Origin of the sequence: Sulfitobacter albidus (genome assembly GCF_018200035.1) — a bacterium.
GTDB classification, from domain to species: Bacteria; Pseudomonadota; Alphaproteobacteria; order Rhodobacterales; family Rhodobacteraceae; genus Sulfitobacter; species Sulfitobacter albidus.
The window spans coordinates 2705112-2726958 of the sequence record NZ_CP073581.1 but is presented as its reverse complement, the minus strand read 5'-3'; the positions used below and the strand labels follow the sequence as shown (position 1 = coordinate 2726958).

Annotated in this window: 18 protein-coding genes and 1 pseudogene; 13 read left to right on the top strand and 6 right to left on the bottom strand. The window is 63.7% G+C overall.

What is annotated here, in order from left to right; all coding sequences use genetic code 11:
- Positions 1-39: 39 nt before the first annotated feature.
- Genes KDD17_RS13460 through KDD17_RS13450 form a run of 3 tightly spaced genes read left to right on the top strand, consistent with a single transcriptional unit; the run spans position 40 to position 2400 of the window.
- A complete protein-coding gene (locus KDD17_RS13460) occupies positions 40-1227 on the top strand; it encodes a GNAT family N-acetyltransferase (protein ID WP_212704127.1) in 1188 nt (395 codons plus the stop codon).
- Positions 1224-1514 carry a 4a-hydroxytetrahydrobiopterin dehydratase gene (locus tag KDD17_RS13455; protein ID WP_212704126.1) on the top strand — a complete coding sequence of 97 codons (291 nt, stop codon included), beginning with the start codon at positions 1224-1226 and terminating at the stop codon, positions 1512-1514. Before KDD17_RS13460 ends, KDD17_RS13455 begins: the two co-directional genes overlap by 4 nt.
- Positions 1515-1524: 10 nt before the next feature.
- Positions 1525-2400, top strand: coding sequence for a mechanosensitive ion channel family protein (locus tag KDD17_RS13450; protein WP_212704125.1), 876 nt, complete (start codon positions 1525-1527; stop codon positions 2398-2400).
- 114 nt (positions 2401-2514) lie between these two features.
- Here KDD17_RS13450 and KDD17_RS13445 read toward each other — a convergent pair whose 3' ends face one another.
- Positions 2515-3003: a peroxiredoxin gene (locus tag KDD17_RS13445; RefSeq protein WP_212704124.1), complete on the bottom strand. Its 489-nt coding sequence runs from the start codon at positions 3001-3003 to the stop codon at positions 2515-2517.
- A gap of 85 nt (positions 3004-3088) precedes the next feature.
- On the opposite strand from KDD17_RS13445, the pseudogene KDD17_RS13440 reads away from it, so the two are divergent.
- From KDD17_RS13440 to KDD17_RS13430, 3 genes and pseudogenes are all read left to right on the top strand, one after another.
- Positions 3089-4293, top strand: a pseudogene (locus KDD17_RS13440) (NAD(P)/FAD-dependent oxidoreductase).
- A complete protein-coding gene (gene rsmD, locus KDD17_RS13435) occupies positions 4290-4841 on the top strand; it encodes a 16S rRNA (guanine(966)-N(2))-methyltransferase RsmD (RefSeq protein WP_212704123.1) in 552 nt (183 codons plus the stop codon). The pseudogene KDD17_RS13440 and the gene rsmD overlap by 4 nt, the downstream one beginning before the upstream one ends.
- A gap of 75 nt (positions 4842-4916) precedes the next feature.
- Positions 4917-5111: a hypothetical protein gene (locus KDD17_RS13430; protein ID WP_212704122.1), complete on the top strand. Its 195-nt coding sequence runs from the start codon at positions 4917-4919 to the stop codon at positions 5109-5111.
- Between the two features lie 10 nt (positions 5112-5121).
- Here the strand turns inward: KDD17_RS13430 and map are convergent, their stop codons facing one another.
- Positions 5122-5931, bottom strand: coding sequence for a type I methionyl aminopeptidase (map, locus tag KDD17_RS13425; protein WP_212704121.1), 810 nt, complete (start codon positions 5929-5931; stop codon positions 5122-5124).
- A 30-nt stretch (positions 5932-5961) separates the two neighbouring features.
- Positions 5962-6675 carry a DNA/RNA nuclease SfsA gene (gene sfsA / locus KDD17_RS13420; RefSeq protein WP_212704120.1) on the bottom strand — a complete coding sequence of 238 codons (714 nt, stop codon included), beginning with the start codon at positions 6673-6675 and terminating at the stop codon, positions 5962-5964.
- A 45-nt stretch (positions 6676-6720) separates the two neighbouring features.
- On the opposite strand from sfsA, the gene KDD17_RS13415 reads away from it, so the two are divergent.
- The 4 genes from KDD17_RS13415 to KDD17_RS13400 are packed head-to-tail and all read left to right on the top strand — an operon-like array spanning position 6721 to position 9618.
- Positions 6721-7440 carry a competence/damage-inducible protein A gene (locus KDD17_RS13415; protein ID WP_212704119.1) on the top strand — a complete coding sequence of 240 codons (720 nt, stop codon included), beginning with the start codon at positions 6721-6723 and terminating at the stop codon, positions 7438-7440.
- On the top strand, positions 7437-8135 hold the full coding sequence (locus tag KDD17_RS13410; protein WP_212704118.1) for a GNAT family N-acetyltransferase: 699 nt from the start codon (positions 7437-7439) through the stop codon (positions 8133-8135). Before KDD17_RS13415 ends, KDD17_RS13410 begins: the two co-directional genes overlap by 4 nt.
- Before the next feature lie 11 nt (positions 8136-8146).
- Positions 8147-8716, top strand: coding sequence for a peroxidase-related enzyme (locus KDD17_RS13405; protein WP_212704117.1), 570 nt, complete (start codon positions 8147-8149; stop codon positions 8714-8716).
- On the top strand, positions 8713-9618 hold the full coding sequence (locus tag KDD17_RS13400) for an OmpA family protein (protein WP_212704116.1): 906 nt from the start codon (positions 8713-8715) through the stop codon (positions 9616-9618). The genes KDD17_RS13405 and KDD17_RS13400 overlap by 4 nt, the downstream gene beginning before the upstream one ends.
- Positions 9619-9692: 74 nt before the next feature.
- Here KDD17_RS13400 and KDD17_RS13395 read toward each other — a convergent pair whose 3' ends face one another.
- Together KDD17_RS13395 and KDD17_RS13390 are read right to left on the bottom strand one after the other, a co-directional pair.
- Positions 9693-10601, bottom strand: a complete 909-nt coding sequence (locus KDD17_RS13395; protein WP_212704115.1) for a LysR family transcriptional regulator — start codon at positions 10599-10601, stop codon at positions 9693-9695.
- A gap of 282 nt (positions 10602-10883) precedes the next feature.
- Positions 10884-12911, bottom strand: a complete 2028-nt coding sequence (locus KDD17_RS13390; RefSeq protein WP_212704114.1) for an NADPH-dependent 2,4-dienoyl-CoA reductase — start codon at positions 12909-12911, stop codon at positions 10884-10886.
- A 186-nt stretch (positions 12912-13097) separates the two neighbouring features.
- Between KDD17_RS13390 and KDD17_RS13385 the strand changes: the two genes are divergently transcribed.
- Positions 13098-13580: an RNA pyrophosphohydrolase gene (locus KDD17_RS13385; RefSeq protein ID WP_212704113.1), complete on the top strand. Its 483-nt coding sequence runs from the start codon at positions 13098-13100 to the stop codon at positions 13578-13580.
- Between the two features lie 67 nt (positions 13581-13647).
- Here the strand turns inward: KDD17_RS13385 and KDD17_RS13380 are convergent, their stop codons facing one another.
- Complete coding sequence (locus tag KDD17_RS13380; RefSeq protein ID WP_212704112.1) at positions 13648-15879, bottom strand: P-loop NTPase family protein; 2232 nt, start codon at positions 15877-15879, stop codon at positions 13648-13650.
- Between KDD17_RS13380 and KDD17_RS13375 the strand changes: the two genes are divergently transcribed.
- Positions 15840-19772, top strand: coding sequence for an SIR2 family protein (locus KDD17_RS13375; RefSeq protein ID WP_212704111.1), 3933 nt, complete (start codon positions 15840-15842; stop codon positions 19770-19772). The two genes, KDD17_RS13380 and KDD17_RS13375, sit on opposite strands and share 40 nt — an antisense overlap.
- Positions 19757-21829 (top strand): tetratricopeptide repeat protein, encoded by a 2073-nt coding sequence (locus KDD17_RS13370; protein WP_212704110.1) that lies wholly within the window; start codon positions 19757-19759, stop codon positions 21827-21829. The genes KDD17_RS13375 and KDD17_RS13370 overlap by 16 nt, the downstream gene beginning before the upstream one ends.
- Positions 21830-21847: the final 18 nt, after the last annotated feature.

Below are 21847 nucleotides of genomic sequence, written 5' to 3'. Positions count from 1 at the left end.
GCGGGCCAAATTCTGGTGCAGGAACAAAGGGGCCGCGCCATGAGCGAACGTGAAGTCGCCATCAGCATCATCGGATCACTGGAGGAGATCGACGCCGACGACTGGGACGCCTGCGCCTGCCCGGAGGCGACGGATGGCGCGCGCCCGAACGACCCCTTTACCACCTACCGATTCCTTAAAGCGCTGGAGGACAGTGGCAGCGTGGGCACTGGCACCGGCTGGCAACCGCAATACCTCGTGGCAAAGATCGCGGATGAGGTGATCGGCACCGCCCCGCTCTACGTCAAATCGCACAGCCAGGGCGAATACATCTTCGATCACAGCTGGGCGCATGCCTATGAGCGCGCGGGCGGGCGCTATTACCCCAAGCTTCAGATTGCCGTGCCGCACACGCCCGCGACCGGCCGCCGCTTTCTGGTGCGTCCGGGATTCGAGGAGACGGGATTCGCGGCACTGGTGCAGGGCGCGATCCAGCTGACGGAAAACAACGGCCTCAGCTCGCTCAACGCGACGTTCTGCACGGCAGAGGAGGCCACCCGCGCCGAGGCTTTCGGCATGATGACCCGCATGACGCAGCAGTTTCACTGGCGCAACGACGGCTACGCCGATTTCGACGCCTTCCTTGCCAGCCTCAGCTCGCGCAAGCGCAAGACGCTGCGCAAGGAGCGGCAAACCGCGAACGGGTTTGGCGGGACGATCCACACTTTCACAGGTGACGACCTGCAACCCGAGCATTGGGACGCCTTTTGGGAATTCTATCAGGACACCGGGGCGCGCAAATGGGGCACGCCCTATCTTACGCGCCGGTTCTTTGACATCGCCCAGGAGACCCTGCGCGACGAGATGGCGCTGGTCATGGCTGAACGGAACGGCCAATGGATTGCGGGAGCGCTGAACTTTATCGGGGCGGATGCGTTGTACGGGCGATACTGGGGGTGTCGCGAGCATCACTCCTGCCTGCATTTCGAGCTGTGCTACTACCGCGCCATCGACTTTGCCATTGCGCAAGGGCTTGGCACGGTCGAGGCGGGGGCACAGGGCGAACACAAGCTGGCGCGCGGCTATCTGCCGACGCCGACATGGTCGCTGCACTGGATGCGCGATCCGGGCTTTGGCCGGGCAGTGGGTGAGTATCTGGAGGCCGAACGCGCCGCCGTTGACGAGGAAATTGATGTGCTGACGGAATACGGCCCCTTCCGCAAGGCACAGGTAGAGGAACAGGAATGACCGAGAAACTGAGCAACGAAACCCGCGGGCCCCTTCTGGATCCGCTGTTGGAAAACGGCTGGGAACTGACAGACGGGCGCGACGCGATCACGAAAACCTTCAAGTTCGGCGATTTTGCCGAAGCCTTCAGCTGGATGACCCGCGCCGCAATCTGGGCCGAGAAATGGGATCACCATCCTGAATGGTTCAACGTCTACAACCGGGTCGAGGTGACCTTGACCACGCATGATGTGGATGGCCTAAGCACGCTGGACGCAAAACTCGCCCGTAAATTCGACGGGCTTTGAAGGAAGACTGATGGAACAAGTGCTCAATTTCGAAATCTGGCAGGGCAAGACTGTCGGAGACATCCTGACGCTGGAATTTCTGACCTCGCTGGTCGGATCGGTGCTGGCCGTGATCGGTATCCTGCTGGCCGGTTGGATCATTTCCAAATGGGTGCAAAACCGTATTCAGGCACTCAGCCGCAAGCACAAGCAGCTCGACGACATGCTGTTCGACTTCCTTGCCTCGATTGCGCGCTACGTCATCCTCGGCTTTACCTTTCTGTTCGTGCTCAACACCTTCGGGGTGCAGACGACCTCTGTCGTCGCATTGCTGGGTGCGGCGGGCCTGGCCATCGGTCTGGCGTTGCAGGGCACGCTGTCGAACATCGCGGCGGGCGTGATGCTGATCTTTTTCCGGCCCATCAAGACCGGCGATTTTGTCGAGATCAACGGCAAGATGGGCACGGTCAAGAACGTCAGCCTGAACTTCACCGAACTGGCCGATTTGTCGAATGTGCAGGTGATCATTCCCAATTCGGAAGTCTGGGGCAACACGATCACCAACTATTCCAGCAACGGGACGCGGCGCGTCGAGTGGGTTTTTGGTGTGGGCTACGGTGCAAATCTCAAGGACGCCGAAGAGGTTATTCGGGAGACGATCATGGCCGATCCGCGCGCGCACACGGATCCGGAGCCGTTCGTGCAGGTGACGAACCTCGGTGGAAGCTCGGTCGATTTCACGACGCGGGTGTGGTGCGATGCCGGGGATTACTTTGTCTTCAAGGCGGATATGACCCGCGCGGTCAAGGAAGCGCTGGACGCCCGCGGCGTCGACATCCCGTTCCCCACGCGCACCGTCATCGTTTCGCGGGACGAGGACGAGGAAGCCGCGGTCGCCTCCGCCTGAGCGGTGCGCGCCCTCGCCACGGGGATCGGAATTTTGCGAAAATTCCGGTCGGAAAATTCGAAATTTTCCGGACACGGTCGAGAGGGGGTCGCACCGCGGCCCCCTCCGCTTGTCTTACATGTTGTCGAGCAGGCCTTCACCACCGGACACTTCGCAAACGCCGGGGTTCTCCTCTTCCTGCAGCAGCGTCACTGTGCCGTCATCGACCAGCATCGCGTAGCGTTTTGACCGCGCGACCAGCCCTGCCGGAGCGGCATCGAAATCCATGCCGATCGCCTTGGTGAATTCCGAACTCGCGTCCCCCAGCATGGTGATCCCAGCCTCGGTGGCGCCGGTTGCCTCGCCCCAAGCCTTCATCACGAAGGGATCATTACAGGATACGCAGATTATCTCGTCCACGCCCTTGGCGTCAAACTGATCCTTGGTGCGGATAAAGCTGGGCACGTGCGCGGAGTGGCAGGTCGGCGTGAAGGCGCCCGGCACGGCAAAGATCACGACCTTGCGGCCCTTGACCTTATCGCTGATCTTGACCGGGGCGGGGCCATCGGCGCCCATCTCGACCAGTGTTGCATCGGGGAGCGTATCGCCTTGGGAAATCGGCATGGGATGACCTTCCGTGTCATTGTGTTTCAACTCACCCCGGATATAGGGTTTGCCCCAGCGAACGCCAGTGCGGGGGGAAGTTTCCATGCGTCATATCGTGGTAGTCGGGGCCGGACAGGCCGGATCGTCCTGTGTGGTCAAGCTGCGCAATCTGGGCTTTGACGGCAAGGTGACGCTGATCGGGGAGGAGGCCGAGCCACCCTACCAGCGCCCGCCACTGTCCAAGGCCTATCTGATGGGGGAGATGGCGCGCGAGCGGCTCTACCTGCGGCCGGAACGGTTCTACGACGAGAACGGGATCGAGCTGCGGCTGGGCAGCCGGGTGGACGCGATTGACGTGGCCGATCGCAAGATCGCCGTGGGCGGCGCGATGCTGGGCTACGACGATCTGGTGCTGGCGACGGGGTCGGTGCCGCACCGGTTGCCTGCGGCGATCGGCGGCGATCTGGACGGCGTTTTCACCGTGCGCAGCCTCGCGGATGTGGACGCGCAGGCGCCGCAATTTCAAGCCGGTGCGCGGGTGCTGATCGTGGGCGGCGGCTATATTGGGTTGGAGGCCGCGTCGGTGGCGGCCAAAATGGGATTGCAGGTCACGCTGGTCGAGATGGCGGAGCGGATTTTGCAGCGCGTCGCCTCTCCGCAAACCTCTGATTTCTTTCGTGAACTGCACCGAAGCCACGGCGTCGACCTGCGCGAAGGTGTGGGGCTGGAGCGTCTGACCGGCGAGGGCGCGGTAAGCGGCGCCACCCTCACTGATGGCACCACGCTGGACGTGGATTTTGTGATCGTGGGCGTGGGCGTGGCACCCGGTGCGGCCCTGGCCGAAGCGGCGGGGATCACTCTTGATAACGGGATCAAGGTGGACGCGCTGGGGCGCACCTCGGCGCCGGGGATCTGGGCGGCGGGGGATTGCACCTCGTTTCCCTATCGCGGCGGGCGCATCCGGTTGGAGAGTGTGCCCAACGCTATCGATCAGGCGGAGGTGGTGGCCGAGAACCTGATGGGCGCGGAAAAGGATTATATCGCGACGCCGTGGTTCTGGTCGGATCAATACGATGTGAAGCTTCAGATTGCGGGGTTGAACGCGGGCTATACTTCGGTTGTGACGCGCGACGGGGGGCGGCAAAATCGTTCTGGTATTACCGCGATAAGATGCTGCTGGCCGTGGATGCGGCCAATGATCCGCGCGGATACATGATCGGTAAGCGTTTGATTGAAAGCGGAAAATCCCCCGCGCCGGAGATGGTGGCGGATGCCGGATCGGATCTGAAGACGCTGTTGAAGGCGTGAGGATTATCGCGGGAAAACACCGGGGCGTGCCGCTCACGCCGCTGGGCAAGGGGGACGCGGGCGCGCATCTGCGCCCCACCTCGGACCGGGTCCGCGAGAGCCTGTTTTCCATGCTGACCTCGCGCGATGTCATCGACGGCGCGCGGGTGCTGGATCTCTTTGCGGGCACCGGCGCGCTGGGGCTTGAGGCGCTGTCGCGCGGGGCGGAGAGGGCCGTGTTCATCGAGAACGGGCGCGTGGGGCAGCGGTTGATCGCAAGCAATATCAGTAAGTTGCGCGAAGACACGGCGGCCCGCCTGATGCGCATGGATGCGACCCGGCTGGCGCCTTGCGGGGAGGTGCCGTTCGATCTGGTGTTCCTTGATCCGCCCTATGGCAAAGGGATGGGGCAGCTTGCGCTGGCGGGCGCCCTGGCCGGGAATTGGCTGGCCGAAGGCGCGCTGATCGTCTGGGAAGAGAGCGCCCGGATGGAGGCGCCCGAAGGGTTTGAGCGGCTCGATACCCGGCGGTTTGGCGACACCCATGTGACCCTGTTGGCGCGTGTCTGACGGCGTACACAGCGCGTACACAGGATGTGCACCGCGCGTGCATACAAATTGCGCGGGCTGTGTTAGGCTGCTGCCATGACCGATGCCACCGCTTCCCACATCCCGAAGGTTGCCCGCGCGGACACCCCATCGGTGCCGCTGCCCAAACCGGTGCCGTTCGGCGCGCCGGTGCTCATCACCGATTGCGTCACCCCGCTGGCGGGGGAGACGGTGCTGAGCCTGCTGATGAAACGGATGATGCGCGATGACGACGCGGGCGGCCCGCCCTAGTATCCTGACCCTAATACGTCGGGTGGAAGGTGCCGCCGGGCGAGAGGGTGAAAATCTCGTACCCCGTTTCGGTCACGCCGATGGAATGTTCGAACTGCGCGGAGAGTGATTTGTCGCGGGTCACGGCGGTCCAGTCATCGGCGAGTGTCTTTGTCTCCGCCCGGCCGAGGTTCACCATCGGTTCGATCGTGAAGAACATGCCGGGCTCAAGCACGGCCATGGTGCCGGGGCGGCCGTAGTGCAGCACGTTGGGCGGGGCGTGGAACACGCGGCCCAGACCGTGACCGCAGAAATCGGTGACGACCGACATGCGGTGCCCTTCGACAAAGCTTTGGATGGTGTGGCCGATATCGCCGAAGGTGTTGCCGGGTTTGACAACCTCGATCCCGCGCATCAGCGCCTCGTGGGTGACGTCGATCAGGCGCTCGGCCTTGCGGGGCAGTTTGCCCGCCACATACATGCGCGAGGTATCGCCAAACCAGCCGTCGACGATCACCGTCACGTCGATGTTGAGGATATCGCCATCCTTGAGCTTCTTGTCGCCCGGGATGCCGTGGCAGACCACGTGGTTGATCGAAATACAGCTGGCGTGCTGGTAGCCCTTGTAGCCGATGGTCGCGGATTTGGCGCCAGCGGCGGTGACCTTTTCTTCTATGATGCGGTCAAGCTCGGCGGTGGTCTGGCCGACGGTCACATGTTCGGCTATCTCGTCGAGGATCGTCGCGGCGAGCTTGCCCGCGGCATGCATGCCCGCAAAATCAGCGGGATCGTGAATGCGGATGCCGTCCTTGGTCGTGCGGCCTGTGTGCTGTTGGTTCACGCGGGGCTCCTGTCGTCGCTTGGGGAGGTTCTAGCGCGCCGGGGCGCCAAGGGCCAGAGGGGCGGCAACCGTGATGCCCTGAGGGGTTATGTGGGTGCCAAGGCAGAGCGTTTCCACCCCCGCCGCCGTGGCATCCGCGTGCGCGCGGGCGTAGGCGGGATCAATGTCGCGGGCCAGATTGACGCGGCCGCAGTCGGTGCGCTGCACCAGATAGAGCAGCACGGCGCGGTGGCCCTGTGCCGCGACCTCCGCCAGATCGGCCATGTGTTTGGCCCCGCGCGCGGTGACACTGTCGGGAAATTCGGCAAGGCCCGGCGTGCGCGAAAGCGTCACCGATTTCACCTCGATATAGGCGTCGGGCAGGCCGGGCCGGGTCAACAGGAAATCCACGCGGGAGTTGGCGCCGTATTTCACCTCGGCGCGCAGGGTCTCGTAGGCGGCGAGCGAGGCGATGGCGCGGGCGGTGAGCGCCTCGCGCACGATGGCATTGGCGCGCCCGGTGTCGACACCGGTGAAATGCCCGTTTTCGTGATCGACAAGGCGCCAGCCGTATTTGAGCTTTTTCTTCGGGTCGTCGTTGGGCTCCAGCCAGATCCTTGTGCCCTCGGCGGCCAGACCCATCATCGAGCCGGGATTTGCGCAATGGGCCGTGACCTCGCGCCCGTCGTCCAGCGTGCAATCGGCGAGGAAGCGTTTGTAGCGGCGGATCAGCCGGGCGGGGATAAGATCGGTTTGAAAGCGCATGGTGGGGGCTATACCCATCCACAGGCAGGCTCAAGGAGAGGCGAGATGACACACCCCACGGCGGCAATGCTGGTGATCGGCGACGAGATCCTGTCGGGACGCACCCGCGACGCGAATATGCACCATCTGGCGGGCGAGCTGACGGCGGTGGGGATTGCCCTGTCGGAGGTGCGGATCGTGGGCGATGAGGCGCCCGTGATCGTCGAGGCGGTGCGCGCGCTGGCCGCGCGCTACGACACGGTGTTCACCTCGGGCGGGATCGGGCCCACGCATGACGACATCACCGCCGATTGCATGGCGGAGGCGTTTGGGCAATCGATTGATGTGCGCGACGATGCGCGCGCGATCCTGCAGGAACACTACGACAAGGCGGGCACTGACCTGAACGCCGCGCGCCTGCGCATGGCGCGGATCCCCGCGCGAGCGGCGTTGATCGACAATCCGGTGTCGGCGGCGCCCGGTTTCACGATTGAAAACGTGCATGTGATGGCCGGGGTACCCTCGGTCTTCCGCGCCATGGTGGAAAGCGTGATCCCCACGCTGACGGGCGGCGCGCCGCTGATCTCGAAAACACTGACGGTGTTCCGGGGGGAGGGCGACATCGCCGGGCCGCTGGGCGCCTTGGCGCAGGCGCATCCCGAGCTGTCGATGGGCAGCTACCCGTTCCAGCGCGATGGGCGCTATGGGGCGAATATCGTGGTGCGCGGGGTGGTGGAGGCGCAGGTCGACATGGCGATCCGCGCGCTGGAGGCGGAGTTCGGATGACGCCCGATCTGGCGCGACTGATGGCGGTGGTGGAGGGCACGTGGCCCCCCGCGGCGCGCGAGGCGCAGGGGCCGTGGGTGTTGCGCGACGGGGACGGCGGCGGCAAGCGGGTATCGGCAACCTCGGCCACCGCGCCGGTGACGGACGCGGATATTGACGCGGCAGAGGCGCACGGGCGGCTTTTCCAGACGCAGCCGGGCGATGATCTGGACCGCGCGCTGGCGGCGCGGGGCTATACCGCGTTCGATGAGGTCGTGCTTTATGCCGCGCCGATTGATCTGCTGACGGATGTGCCGATCCCGCGGGTGACGTGTTTTACCATCTGGGAGCCGTTGGCGATCATGGCAGAGATCTGGGCCAAGGGCGGCATCGGCCCCGCGCGCCTGCGCGTGATGGGGCGCGCGGCGGTCAAGACGGGGATCCTTGCCCGGTGGAACGAAAAGCCTGCGGGCGTGGCGTTTGTGGGCGTGCACGACCGCGTGGCGATGGTGCATGCGGTCGAAGTGCTGGAGCACCAGCGGCGTCAGGGCGTGGCGGAATGGATCATGCGCGCGGCGGCGTTCTGGGGGCGGGACGCGGGCGCTGCGCATCTCAGCGTTCTGTGCGTGGCGCAAAACGCACCCGCAAACGCGCTGTATCAAAAGCTTGGGTTTGCGGAGGTCGGGCGATACCATTACCGTCAACCCCCTGAATAGAGGAGACGCCGATGGCCCCCAAGACACCGACCGCGCTGGATCTGCCGATGGTCGACCCGCTGCCCGCGCCCACGCAAAAATACTTCGATGTCTGCACGGACAAGCTGGGGATGATCCCCAATGTATTGCAGGCCTATGCGTTCGACATCGACAAGCTGAACGCGTTCACGGCGATGTACAACGATCTGATGCTGGGCGACTCGGCGCTGAGCAAGCTGGAGCGGGAAATGATCGCGGTTGTCGTCTCGGCGGTGAACCGGTGTTTCTACTGCCTCACGGCCCATGGCGCGGCGGTGCGCGCGCTGTCGGGCGATCCGATTTTGGGCGAGACGCTGGTGATGAACTACCGCGTGGCGGATCTGGACGACCGCACCCGCGCGATGCTGGATTTTGCCCACAAGCTGACCGAGGCGCCCGAGAGTATCCTTGAGGCCGACCGCGACGCGCTGCGGGCGGTGGGTTTCACCGACCGGGATATCTGGGACATCGCGAGCGTGGCGGGGTTTTTCAACATGACCAACCGGGTGGCGGCGGCGTCCGACATGCGGCCCAACGATGAATATCACGCGCAATCGCGATGATCCGCACACTGGTGCTGATGCTGGGGCTGGCGGCGGGGGCGCTGGGCGCGCAGGAGCTGCCGTTGCCCGCCAGCGCCCGCCCTACGGCGGAGCGGGTGTCAGAGCTGGCGCGCGTGGCGATTCCGGTGGATGTCTGGAATGGCACCACCGTGCCGCTGGTGCGTGTCGAGGGTGCGGTGCGCAGGCGCGCGTGGCGGGTGGCGCAGGGCGCGGGCAGCCCGCTGCAACTGGCAGCCCCGTTGCGCGCGGCGCTTGAGGCGCAGGGATTTACGACGGTGCTCGATTGTGCCGATGCGGCCTGCGGCGGCTATGATTTCCGCTTTGCGGTCGAGGTACTGCCCGCACCTGCCATGGCCATCGACCTGCGCGCCTTTCACGCGCTCAGCATGATCCGCGGGCCGCGCGACGCGCCCGAGGCGGCGGTCTTCGTGCTGGCGAGCCGTCGCGGTGGAGCGGCGTTCTTGCAGATCATCGAAGTGGGCACGGCGCAGGAGACCGTCGCGCAGCCTCTCGCCACCGTTCCGGAAGGTCCGCTGGCCGCGCGGCTGGACGCGCAGGGATTTGCGGTGCTGGACGATCTGGATTTCGACAGCGGCACGGCAACCTTGGGCGCGGGGCCGTTCGCCGCGCTGGAGGCGCTGGCCGGGGTGTTGCAGGCCACGCCCGCGCTGCGCGTTGCGCTTGTCGGGCATACCGATACCGTTGGCGGGCTGGAGACCAACATCGCCCTGTCGCGCGACCGCGCCCGCGCTGTGCGCGCCCGGCTGATCGAGGCCTACGGCATCGCGGCGGCGCGGCTGGACGCGGAGGGCATGGGATACCTTGCGCCCCTGACCACCAACGCCACGCCCGAGGGCCGTGAGGCCAATCGCCGGGTGGAGGTGGTGATTTTGCAGGACTGACACCGGCAAAGAAAAAACCCCGATCAGGCGCAAGGCGCTGACCGGGGGAGTTCACCGAGGGGAGATGGTGTGGGTTATGTCCAGTCGCTGGGGCCTTTTTCGGCAAAGGCGTGGACCAGAAAATCAATGAACGCGCGGACCTTGGGCTGGGTAAAGCGGCCCGGCGGGTAGACGGCGTAGATGCCTTGGGTTTCCATCGGCAGATCGGGGATCGCGTCCTCGATCAGGCCCTGCGCCATGGCATCGGCGTACAGAAAGCTGGGCAGATAGGCGATACCAAGCCCGGAGATCGCGGCGTTGAGCAGCGACTGCCCGTCGTTGACCGACAGCCAGCCCGCCGTGCGTACCTGGCGTTTCTCGCCCGAGGGCGCGGTCAGTTTCCACACGTTGCCGGACGATTGGTTCGAATAATGCAGCAGCTTGTGTTCGTTCAGATCGTCGATCTTTTCGGGGCGGCCGTATTTCTCGAAATAGGAGGGCGAGGCGATCATGCGTTTGGTCGTCTCGGTCAGTTTGCGGGCGCGCAGGGTGCTGTCCTCCAGCTCCCCGATGCGCACGGCCATGTCGAACCCTTCGGAGATCAGTTCAACGTAGCGGTTGTTGAGGACCATGTTGACGGTGATGTCCGGGAAATCGGCCAGAAACTCTGACAGGCAGGGCGACAGGTGATTGACCCCGAAATCCGTCGCCACCGAGATGCGCAGCAGCCCCGAGGGCGCCGATTGCATGGAAGTAACCAGCGCGTCGGCCTCCCCTGCGTCATTGAGAACACGGCGGGCGCGGTCGTAATAGGCCAGCCCGATTTCCGTGGGCGACACGCGACGCGTGGTGCGGTTGAGCAGGCGCGCGCCGAGCCGGGCCTCCAGCGAGGAGACGTGTTTACTGACGGCGGATTTGGAGATCCCCATCTTTTTCGCGGCGTCGGTAAACCCGCCTTGGTCCACCACGGTGGCGAACGCTTCCATCTCTGTCAGGCGGTCCATGTGCCGTCCCCTTCATTCCTGTTTCGAGGGTTAGCTATGACGGCGGATTGGGGCGCAATCTGGGCGCCTGTGGGACAGTAGCAAGGTAATTGGCGCATCGTTGAAGACGCGGAAACAGGGGAACGCTGTGTTTCCTGTTGTGTGGGGAGGGGCATGTGAGGTCTCTTCCGTTTGGTGGAAAAGACACGGGCGCGCGGCGGGCGGAGTTGCGCGTGGGCGGATCACATCCGCTGGAATGAATGTGACGGGCCGCGGGTGAATATTCCGCGGCCCGAAGGTGTTTCAGAGCGTGGCGGCCAGCCGGGTGCCCTGGTCGATGGCGCGTTTGGCGTCGAGTTCCGCCGCCACATCCGCGCCGCCGATGACGTGGCACGTCTTGCCCTTGGCCTCCAGCGCGTCGGCGAGGCTGCGATCACTGAGCTGCCCTGCACACAGCACGACCGTGTCTGCCGGGATCACCTGCGCATTCTCGCGGGCTTCGCCAAAGGAGATGTGCACGCCGTCGTCGTCGATCCGCTCGTAGTTGACGCCGGCGATCATCTTGACCTCTTTCATGGTCAGCGACGCGCGGTGGATCCAGCCGGTTGTCTTGCCCAGCCCCTTGCCGGGTTTTGAGGGCTTGCGCTGCATCATGGTGACCTGACGCGCGGGGGCGGGGGGCTGCGGCCCTTCGGGGGCAAGGCCCGCGCGATGCTCGGCCGTGTCGGCCACACCCCATTCGCGCATCCATGCGGGCAAATCGAGCGTGGTGGATGTGCCCGCATGCACCAGATGTTCGGACACGTCAAAGCCGATGCCGCCCGCACCGATCACGGCGACACGGTCGCCGGGTGTCACCGTGCCATCCAGCACGTCGATATAGCTGACGACGGACGGGTGATTCTGGCCGGGGATCTGCGGATCGCGCGGCACGACACCGGTGGCGACGATCACTTCGTCAAACCCGTCGAGATCGTTGGCGGAGACTTCGGTGTTCAATTTCACCTCGATGCCGTGGTGGGCGACCATTGTGCGATACCAGTCAACGAAGCCAAAGAATTCCTCCTTGCCCGCGACCTGTTTGGCGAGGTTGAGCTGGCCGCCGATCTCTGACGCGCGGTCGAATACGGTGACCTTGTGCCCGCGCTCGGCGGCGGTGATGGCCGACGACAGGCCCGCGGGGCCGGCACCCACCACGGCGATGCTCTTGGGCGTGTCGGCGGGGGCGACAATCAGCTCTGTCTCGTAGCAGGCGCGGGGGTTGACCAGACAGCTGGAGATCTTGCCGCCGAAGGTATGATCGAGGCAGGCCTGATTGCAGCCGATGCAGGGCGCGATCTGCGCGGACGTGCCCGCCGCCGCCTTGGCCACGAAATCGGGATCCGCCAGCATGGGACGGGCGAGCGAAACCATATCGGCGCAGCCGGTCGCCAGCACCTCCTCGGCCACGTCGGGGGTGTTGATACGGTTGGAGGTGATGAGCGGGATACCGACCTTGCCCATCAGTTTCTTGGTCACCCAGGCAAAGGCCGCGCGCGGCACGGAGGTCGCGATGGTGGGGATGCGCGCCTCGTGCCAGCCGATGCCGGTGTTGATGATCGTCGCACCCGCCCGTTCGATTTCCTGCGCCAGCTGCACGACCTCGTCGTAGGTGGAGCCATTGGGCACCAGATCGATCATCGACAGACGGTAGATCACGATGAAATCGGGCCCGACGGTTTCGCGCACGCGGCGCACGACCTCGATGGGCAGGCGCATGCGGTTCTCATAAGAGCCGCCCCAGCGGTCCTCGCGTTTGTTGGTATGGGTGACGAGGAACTGGTTGAGGAAATACCCCTCGCTGCCCATCACCTCGACCCCGTCGTAGCCCGCCTGTTGCGCGAGCCCGGCGCAGCGCGCGATGTCCGCGATCTGTTTCTCGATCCCGTCCTCGTCCAGCTCCGCTGGCGGGAAGGGGGAAATCGGGGATTTGATGGCGGAAGGCGCCACGCATTTCGGCCCGTAGGCGTAGCGGCCCGCGTGCAGGATCTGCATCGCGATCTTGCCACCATCACGGTGCACGGCGTCGGTGACGACGCGGTGGTTTTTCACGTCCTCGTCGCTGGCCATCATCGCGGCACCCGGCAGAACCGACCCTTCGAGGTTTGGGCCAATGCCGCCCGTGACCATCAGCGCCACGCCACCGCGCGCGCGCGCGGCGTAGAATTCGGCGACGCGGTCCCAATCCTTGGTCTCCTCCAGCCCGGTGTGCATGGAGCCCATGAGCACGCGGTTCTTCAGCGTGGTAAAGCCGAGATCGAGGGGTTCGAGCATGTGGGGATAGCTGGACATGGGGCGCGTCTCCTGTTGGCGGTTTTGCGGAGTTTGAGGCGCGGGCGGGGGGAAGTCACGCAAAACGCGGCGTCAGGGGGCGCGGGCGGGATTGAGGTATTTTTGAAAGGGTGCAGGGGAGGGCGTGCGCCCGGAGTGGCGGGGACGGTGTGCGGGTGGTATGGCAGAGCAAATGGAGGATATCTGATGACACCGGAAGAGATCGAGGCGCTGCCCTACCGGCCCTGTGTGGGCGTGATGGTGGCGAATGCGCAGGGCGCGGTTTTTGTGGGCCAGCGGCTGGACCGGAATTACGACGCCTGGCAGATGCCGCAGGGCGGGGTGGATCCGGGCGAGGATCCGCGCGCGGCGGCGCTGCGCGAGCTGGAGGAGGAGACGGGGATCACCCGCGACCTGGTCGAGGTGGTGGCGCAGACCGATGATTGGCTGCCCTACGAGCTGCCGCATGATCTGGTGCCGAAGCTGTGGAAGGGGCGGTTTCGGGGGCAGGAGCAGAAGTGGTTTTTGCTGCGGTTCAGGGGCACGGATGCGGATGTGAATATCGCCACTGCGGACCCGGAGTTTGCCGCGTGGAAGTGGATTGACGTGGACGCGATGCTGGAGGGGATCGTGCCGTTCAAGCGCGAGACCTATGAAGCGGTTGTGGCGCGGTTTCGGCCCTATTTGTGAGGGCGCGCGCGGGCGATTGTCGGTGCCGAGGTATTTTTGAAAGGGTGCAGGGGTGAATGGGCCCGGCTCAGCTCCAGATGTGAAGCTTTGATTGGTCCTGGGATGTGAGATCGGACAGGCCGGGGGAAAGGGTGCCCTTGTGGGCTGACATCATGCGGATCGTCGTCTCGATCGATCGGGCGCCGTGCAGGTATCTGTCCACCCCGGTCAGCAGATGGTCGAGCAGTTGTTGCTGAATGGTGAGCAGATCCTGCGCATCGACGCTCGACGGGAAGGCCTGTTGCAGCATGACCCGCAGAAGGATGGCGCGGCGCAGGATATAGGCGTGATCTGAGCCGCCTTTCTGGGCCGGGTTTGGGCCTTTGACGTCGATGTATCCCGACAGGCGTGACAGGAAATCGGGTTTCTTGATCTCCCGTGCGTGCGCGTCGAAGGTGCCGTTTACCCCGATATCGGCAAACTCCCCGTAGGTTTCGGCCGTCCCGCCGGCAAAGACGAAGAGCCCGCGGCCGGTGGGATGCACGGTATGCCCGTCGCGGAAGGTCCCGTCCTGCATGGGGGCGAGAAAGCTTTTCAGAAGGGTCAGTCTGTTCGAATCGAACTCATCGAAAAAGCACAGGGGTGTTCTGCCCCTGAGGGTTTCGTCCCGGATGAGGTGAAAGAAGGCGGGCAGGTCGGCTTCGCTCGCTTCGGAGAGGTTGAATTCAAGGATCGGGGTGGTTTTTTCGTCGACCAGCTGTTTCACCCCGAAGGATTTGCCCGATCCGGGGGGGCCGAAAACCGCGATTGAGATCGGTTTGGACCGGGACGGATCGTCGAGGTAGCCATCGAAGAGATGCCGCACGGCGCGCAGACCTTCGATTTCGTTGCGGCTGATCGTCGTCAGCTTGCCGAAGGTGGCGTGGGGGACCTCGTGCGCTTTCAGGGCGTTCTTTGCGCCCTTGCAAACGATATCGTGGGCGATCTGAAGCAGCGGGGAGGAGATGCCGTCGAGAAGGCTGCCAGCAGTGCTGCCGATCCGATCGCGGATGATGAACCCGTGCGCGTCGGGGGCGCCGAGGGGCGTCGCGGCCGGAGAATTGATGCGCCACGCCGGGGCACCGTCCACGCGATCTGCCGTCGCAAAGCCTGACTGAAACGTTATCGCGTTTCTGAGGGCCCAGCCCACTGCATGGTTCAGGGGTGTTTCGCGGGTCAGCTCCGCGATCAGGCGGCTGAAAAAGCTGTTGAAGGCGCCGACAAGGGTGCCGGGCAGTTGGCGGGCGATTTCGCCTTCGATCCGGGCCCCGTCGAAGATCAGGGAGATGTCGGGGATGTCGCTGCCCTCGGCGCGGTGCAGGACTGCCGCGCCTTCGTCCGCAAAAAAGATCACGAGCCGGTCGGAGCCCTGTACAAGATCGTGCAGGATGCCCGAGGGATCCGAGGCGGCGCGGTGCAGATCCTCGGCGATCGTGTCCCAAGACAGCCCGCGTGTGAGCTTGACACCGGACAGGCGCAGATCTTCGGCGTGCACCAGCAGGATGCCTTTGCGGTCCTGATCGCTGAAGGCGTTCCAGACCTGCCCGTTGGCGAGGGGCAGATGCATTTTGAGCACCCTTTGGTTGCTCGCGGCCAGCGCCATTTCGAGGGTCTTGGCGGAGGCAAAACCGGTATCGCGCAATTCATTGCCGGCATCGTTGATCGCGACCAGGGCGATATCGCTGACATCGGCATCGGTCAGCTTGAGCGTTCCGGTATCGCAATCGGTTTTTTCGTATCCGTTCAGCTTTTCGATCCTGAATTTGTAGTCGGAGAAATCATCCCGGGCGCGCTGACGCTTGAAAGCAAATTTATCGGGATGATCCTTGAGCGGCTCGCAAACGCCCAGAACCGCGTAGGCGGTGAGTTGCGGAGCGCCGTCTGTGGTGGGTTCAACCACATCCAGACCATGTTCGCGGAGCATGGATGCGGCCATCGCCACGCCGCCGGGTTGCGCGAAACGGCACCAACGGTCGCGATTTTCCCAATCGTGTTTGACCGGCATGACGCCATCCGCCGCAATTGCGTATCCGCCCTTTGGCAGCATTGGCAGGATGAATTCATCGGTTACCCGATCGCCCAGCAGAAGGATGCGTTTCATGTCGCGGCTCATAAAAAAGGTTGTTTTTGAATTAAAAGAATAGTCGTATTTCTTAACGAAGATATTTTTTTGCGCATATTTCAAGGAATAATTTTTTGTCGAACGAAACATCGCGTTACGCAAAGACGCGTAATGAACTGTTGGCCTGGCCCTACACGGTTCATCAAATTCAAGATACACTCGACGTCGAGTTGATCGAGGCGCGCGGTAAGCAGCTTTTGTTTCAGGCGATCAATTCGGAAAACCTCACCGCGTTTCTGGGATCCGGGGCCGCTGCTGCCTACGGGCGGCACAGTTGGACGAGTTGGCGCGAGACGCAGATCGGGGTGGTCAGAGACCATGCAGAGCATTTTCTGAAAGTGGCAAAGGCATCGCGTGACCTGATCGGGGAGCAGGCGCGTATTTGTGATCCGAAAATTGCGTATTGGAAGCCCGGCGATCCGGTCGACAAGTTTACATGTCCGCTGAAACGGCTGGCGGTTGCTGCGGGAATGCCGGATGTATTTGACCTTCCCGCTGGCGATGGCGCCCAGACGGCGGGGCTGGGCATGGCCGGCAAGCGGAATCTGCACCGCTGGTTCAAAAACCGAATGGAAGTTTTGACCTACGCCATCAATGAGGTGGAGGACCTGTTCAAAACGTTCAAACTGGGCAATTCAAAGGGGGATTTCCCCGGCGGAGAGAGCTTGCCGGTGCAATTCGAAATCGCGCAACAATTGCATGGGATGTTGCGCAGTCACGCGGGCCTTTATCTGCCGAGCGACCTGCATGACGCCGGTTTGGGATTTCGCAAGGCGAAGGAGATTTCAAAGGAGAGATGTGGCATCGGTCTGTGGGCCGATGAGCAGAGTTCGACCGCGCCCAATAGGATCATCGAAGCCTTCATACCTGCCAGAGATGCACCAAGCGTTGGGGCCGTGCCTGAATTCAATGGACTTGTGAGCCTTGTTGAAAAATTCAGATCCGCGCATGAGGCCTATCTCGACGTGGCGACGAAGCCGCAATCGCACGCCTCGTTCGAGGATCTGACCAAGCTGTTGCTGCTGGATGAGGCCGCGCTTGCCGAAAAGCAGGTGGATGATGCGCTGGGCTACGGAAAGAAAGAAGGCCGGGCCGACGAGAGCGCCGCGCCTGCGGACGCTGAGGCCTTCTGGGATCGTCGGAAGTCTGATTTCGAGGCGCGGCGGCGTAATCTGCGGCGGGATATTCTGGGGATCCGGCAGGATTCGGAGCTGTACCATTGCATGGTGCCCTACAAGGTTTCGAATGTCCGCAAGATCGTCGAATTGGCCCGCGACGCAGGCATTGCCGGATGGGATGACGCATTGAGCGCCATTGACAATCATTGCAGGCGGATCGGGGAGGACCAGGGCCGGATTTTTCTGACGCCTTCCATTCGGTTTCTGGTGGGGGTCCTTTTGCGGCTATTGCCGGATCCTTTCGGGAATTCCGAACTTCGCACGCTCCTGAAAGAGCAGGTCACGCCCGCTGATTTCACTTCGCGGGATTCGATACTGGCGCCGCATCTGGACCCGGTACGCAAATTGGCGCTGGATATGAATATCCGGCGCTTCCTGACGACCAATTACGATTTTGAGATCGAGCGGTTTTTCCAGGACATAGGGTATCATCGGGAGATCAGGACGAGCGACCGCGCGGCGCACCAATTGGACAACCGCCCGCCGCCGATGGCGCCGGATGATCCGCGCACCAGCGGTCTGGGTCGGGTGATGCGCGATATGACCTTCCGGCGCGAGGCGGCGTCGGATCTGTTCCGCTTTGCCGCCGGGGCAGATGGGGCCAATGTTTCGGTCTTTCACCTGCACGGGCGCGCGACGGCGGAGGACGGCGTTGTCGTGACCGAGCGCGACTACATGGATCTGTATCTGCGCGAGGATGCGGAGCGGGACCTGGTGGACGAGGGCATCCGGCTGGCGTTCTCGGCCAATCCGATCTTGTTTCTGGGGCTGGGCATGACCGAGGCGGATGTGCTGCGCCCGCTGCGGCAGTTCATGAGCAATCACGACAGGGCGATCCCGCACCGGTCGATCGTGTTGATGCCCGCCGAAAAGGGGGCGGACGACCGCGCAAAGACCTCAGCCGGGCTTTTCCTGCGCTATGGCACGCACACGGTGTTTTACGGCATGGCGGCGATATCGATGGACGGAGAGGAGAAACCGCGCACGGTGGACTGGATGCACCGAATGCTCAGCGTTGTCTCCGAGCTTTGGGAGATCAACAATGGCTCGCTTGAGAAAGCGCAGAAGGGGGTGTCCCCGATCAGCGGGAGGATCGCGAAGCCCCGGATCACAAAAGCCTGTGGAGATCTGAAGCAGGATCAGCTTTTCGATCCCACGACGCTGGTGCCCTATCATGTCGATCTGGTCATCGGGCAGGAAATTGCCGGGCGCGACCGGGTGTCGGTGAACACGAAAGACTATTTTGCGGTGACGTTCGAGCTGTTCGGTCAGGTGATGCGCCAGACGATGACCCAGCCGGTGACCACGTCCGGCCCCGAGTTGATCCGCGATTTGCAGGCCCGTCTGGCGCTGCTTGACGGGTTGCGCAGCGCGATCTTCACCTCGTGTTTCAATGCCGCGCTCGAAGGGCTGCGCAAGGAATGGGGATCGTGGTGGAAGCAATGGCAGCAAAGCCCGCCGCACAGGCTCGCCCGGTTTGAAGAGGTTCGACCGCCGTTGCGGGGGCGCCGCGACCTCACCCCTGGCTGCTATCTGCCGTTCCCCCGCCGCTTTGTGCGTCATTCGGTGCTGACGCCGATGTCGGACCGCCCGTGGCTCTCGCAGAGTGCGAATTTCCCGGACAAAACTTCTATAACGCGGGTTCCGACCCGGTATCACGCCTTTGACCAGTTCATCGAGGCGATCGCGGAGAGTTTCAAGACGGCGGGCACGTCCGGGCTGCTTGCCGGTTCGCCCGGTAAATACGGACCGCCGAAACCGAAATTCGCAAAGGGGCGGCGCCTGTATACGGTGGCGGCGGGGCGCGGGCTGGGCAAGGGCGCGTTCATGGCTGCGTTCACCTCCGATCTGGGGCTGGCGAACTATCTGCACGCGGCCTGGCCGGCTGGATTGACGCCGCAGCCGTTGTTTGTGAACGCCTGCTTTGTCAATCTGAGCTTCGGGACCGAGATCGCATCGGTCTATGACATGCTGCTCGACGTGTTTTTCCAGTCGACGATCACGCTGCGCGCGTCGGTCGCGCATGACAGCAAGACAAGCCGGGACCGTTTTGCGCGCTGCGCGTATGTTCTGTCGCGTGAAACGACGCCGACTTACGTCAATATCGTTCACGCCCGTGCCAACCTGTTCGATGCGCCCGCAGATGAGGTCCGAAAGGATCTGACCGCGGCGGCGGCAGCGCTTGCCGGGGAGGTGCGGGATCTGTCGCGCACATTTGCGCTGCGCCATATCATGGACGCGTTCCGCAAAGCTTCAGAAGCCTATACGCGCAAGACCGATATGCAGCCGCGGGGCTTGTTGGTGCTCCAGTCTGCCGAGCTCTTGTTCTACCGCGGGGGGCTGTCGAAAAACCGTGAGATCGACCAGATCATCCGCTATCTGATCACCAGCCCCAAGGGGGCGCATCTGCCGCTTGATCTCATCGTGGTGGGCAATGAAAACGTACTGGGAGAGCCCTGGCGCAGCGGTCCGCGCAAGCGGGCGATCAACAAGGTCAAGAAAGAGCTGTCCAAGGGGGATGCCCCCGCGACGCGCAGACATTGGGCGACACCACCCGCCAGGATCATCGGCGCGCGGGGCCAGCAGGAAGATCGCCCCGACGCCGCCCGCCATGAAGGCGAACAGGCCCGCGCGATCCAGAGCGGCATGGCGGATCTGACGGATATTCCGGCGACCGGCGGGCCTGCCTCGACCCATCAGATCCACTTTGCCCAGCCTATGCGCCCCGAGCGTTTCCTGATCGACAATTTCCCGACCCTCGCCCTCGCGCTTTTTGCCAATGAGGCGCAGGCGTTTTTTGAGAGCCACAACAGGGGGCCGGCGGTGCGCCCGATCTGCTGGATGCGCGGATTGAGAGCTTGCGGCAGGAAATGATTGCGGCGGATCATGCGTTTGAGGCGGCAAAGACAGAACAATGGTACGCGGATGAGCCCCCGCTGGCGGGCTACGACACCGCAAGCCAAATCTATGGTCACGCGATTGAGCGGGCGCTGGACGTATTTGTTGGGCACGTGCGCGACGAGATCAACGCGCTGGGCCCCGCAAGGCGTCAGAAATTGCGTGACGACGGCAGGTCGGCCGAGCTTGATGAGCTGGAGGGATGGCTCGTGCCGGGGCTGTCGTTTTCCGAGCGCCTTGAAAGACGGTACAAATCCACCCTTTCGGTCGCCACGCGGGAGTGGACCGCGATCCAGAACGCGCTGCGCGGCAACAGATTCGGATTTACCATTCTTCTGGCGGCGGCGGAGCAGAAGGTATTTGCCGCCCTGAGGCGCCGGGGCACCGCGGCCGATTATCTTGGCGCGCGGCACGCGGAGCGGTTGATCCGGGGGATTGGCCAGCAGGTTGCCAGCGCCAGCGCCGACCAGCGCGAACGCTACGTGCTGCGCGAGGTTCTGGACGAGGAGGCGGCCAATGCGGTGATTGGCGATCCGGACCGCGATCACCGCCTGCACATGCTGCTGATCAAGCATCTGGCCGTGATTGGCGCGCCGGTAAGCTGCAACGTGCTGGTGCGGGCGCCCGACATCCGCGACTACCTTGACCAGACGGTGCGCGATGGCGCGATCAGCCGCCGCCGTCATGTGGCGCGCGCGGCCTATGCCCTCGCCGAGCGTGGTCTGGTCTTCCGGCTCAGTCCGCATCCCCGGTTGATGACGATGAACCAACCGCCGGAAAGCCAGAGGTTGTGGCGGCGCGAGGCCGAATATCGCTATGCGGTGCACCGGTCCGTACAGGCGCTGGTGATCGGCAATCTGGGAAATGAACAGGCCGAACCCGGATCGGTCAATTCCTTTGCGCCGTCGCTGTATGCCTCGATGCCGTCAAACCTGCCGCGGTTTCGGGCCGATGGCTATGTATTCCTGAACCGGCTGGTGCAATCGCTTAGCCAATATCCCGATCAGCCGCACCGCCGCCGTGTCGCCAATCCGATCGCGATGAACGCCGATGATCCGACAACCCCCGTGCAGGCGCTGCGCGCGGCGTTATCGACGGTACGCACGACATTCTCGATCTCGGTTGTGTCGCGTCTGGAGCAGGAGATTTCGCCCTCGACCGACCTGCAGGAAGGGGCGGGATATTTCGAGACCTACAAGATCAACCTGCGGTGGCTGATCCGCAAGGCCTGGGAATTTCTGGAGGATGGTGAGAAGGGGGGCGAGCAGTTCGACCGGCCACCGGAGCGCAAGCTGGACCAGCTCAACGCGCTTTACCGCGACGAGATCGTGTGGCTCTACAACGAGACGGGGCTGACCTGCCTTGTGCAGGGGAATCTGAGCGACGCCGTCGCCCTGCTGCGGCAGGGCATCCACCTCAATCGCGGGATCGAGGGGCAGGTCGACGGGCAACCCCAGCACAACCGGATTTCGCTCAACCTCGCGATCTGCCAGATCGAGCGGGGGCGGATCGACGCCGCGCAGGGGCGGCTTGCGAACATCATCCACAGCGAAGCGACGAACCATTCAACCGAACGGGTGCACGCGCTGGCGCGGGTCTATAGGGGGCTGGTCAACCACCTGACCGGAGATCGCGAGTACGCCAACCGCGACTATGTCTATGCCGAGAGTTGCCTGCGCGCGCTGGAGGACCGGCGGGGCACGGCGATCGCGTTGTATCACCACGCCAACCTGCTGCGGGACATGAAAAAGCCCAAGGAAGGCGCGCGGGCGATGACCGAAGCGATGGGATTTGCGGAGGCGGGCGGCCACGAGGACGTGCGGCGGCGGTTGCAGTTGACCGACTGCTATCACCGGCTGTTCCCGGCGAATCCTGCGGATAACTTTCAGGACCTCGATGCGCTGCGCCGTCTGGGCAACATCGAGGAATACGCGCGCCGCTTTGGCTGCGCAAACCTGATGGCGGACGCGCTTTTGGTGCGCGCGCAGGTGCTGATCGGGCAGGGGAGACATCCTCGGCCGGCAAGCTGCTGACCAGTGCGGCGGGACTGG

Coding starts and splice junctions, on each gene's coding strand:
- KDD17_RS13460 (WP_212704127.1), top strand. CDS start 40: ATGAGCGAACGTGAAGTCGCCATCAGCATCATCGGATCACTGGAGGAG.
- KDD17_RS13455 (WP_212704126.1), top strand. CDS start 1,224: ATGACCGAGAAACTGAGCAACGAAACCCGCGGGCCCCTTCTGGATCCG.
- KDD17_RS13450 (WP_212704125.1), top strand. CDS start 1,525: ATGGAACAAGTGCTCAATTTCGAAATCTGGCAGGGCAAGACTGTCGGA.
- KDD17_RS13445 (WP_212704124.1), bottom strand. CDS start 3,003: ATGCCGATTTCCCAAGGCGATACGCTCCCCGATGCAACACTGGTCGAG.
- KDD17_RS13430 (WP_212704122.1), top strand. CDS start 4,917: ATGACCGATGCCACCGCTTCCCACATCCCGAAGGTTGCCCGCGCGGAC.
- sfsA (WP_212704120.1), bottom strand. CDS start 6,675: ATGCGCTTTCAAACCGATCTTATCCCCGCCCGGCTGATCCGCCGCTAC.
- KDD17_RS13415 (WP_212704119.1), top strand. CDS start 6,721: ATGACACACCCCACGGCGGCAATGCTGGTGATCGGCGACGAGATCCTG.
- KDD17_RS13410 (WP_212704118.1), top strand. CDS start 7,437: ATGACGCCCGATCTGGCGCGACTGATGGCGGTGGTGGAGGGCACGTGG.
- KDD17_RS13405 (WP_212704117.1), top strand. CDS start 8,147: ATGGCCCCCAAGACACCGACCGCGCTGGATCTGCCGATGGTCGACCCG.
- KDD17_RS13400 (WP_212704116.1), top strand. CDS start 8,713: ATGATCCGCACACTGGTGCTGATGCTGGGGCTGGCGGCGGGGGCGCTG.
- KDD17_RS13395 (WP_212704115.1), bottom strand. CDS start 10,601: ATGGACCGCCTGACAGAGATGGAAGCGTTCGCCACCGTGGTGGACCAA.
- KDD17_RS13390 (WP_212704114.1), bottom strand. CDS start 12,911: ATGTCCAGCTATCCCCACATGCTCGAACCCCTCGATCTCGGCTTTACC.
- KDD17_RS13385 (WP_212704113.1), top strand. CDS start 13,098: ATGACACCGGAAGAGATCGAGGCGCTGCCCTACCGGCCCTGTGTGGGC.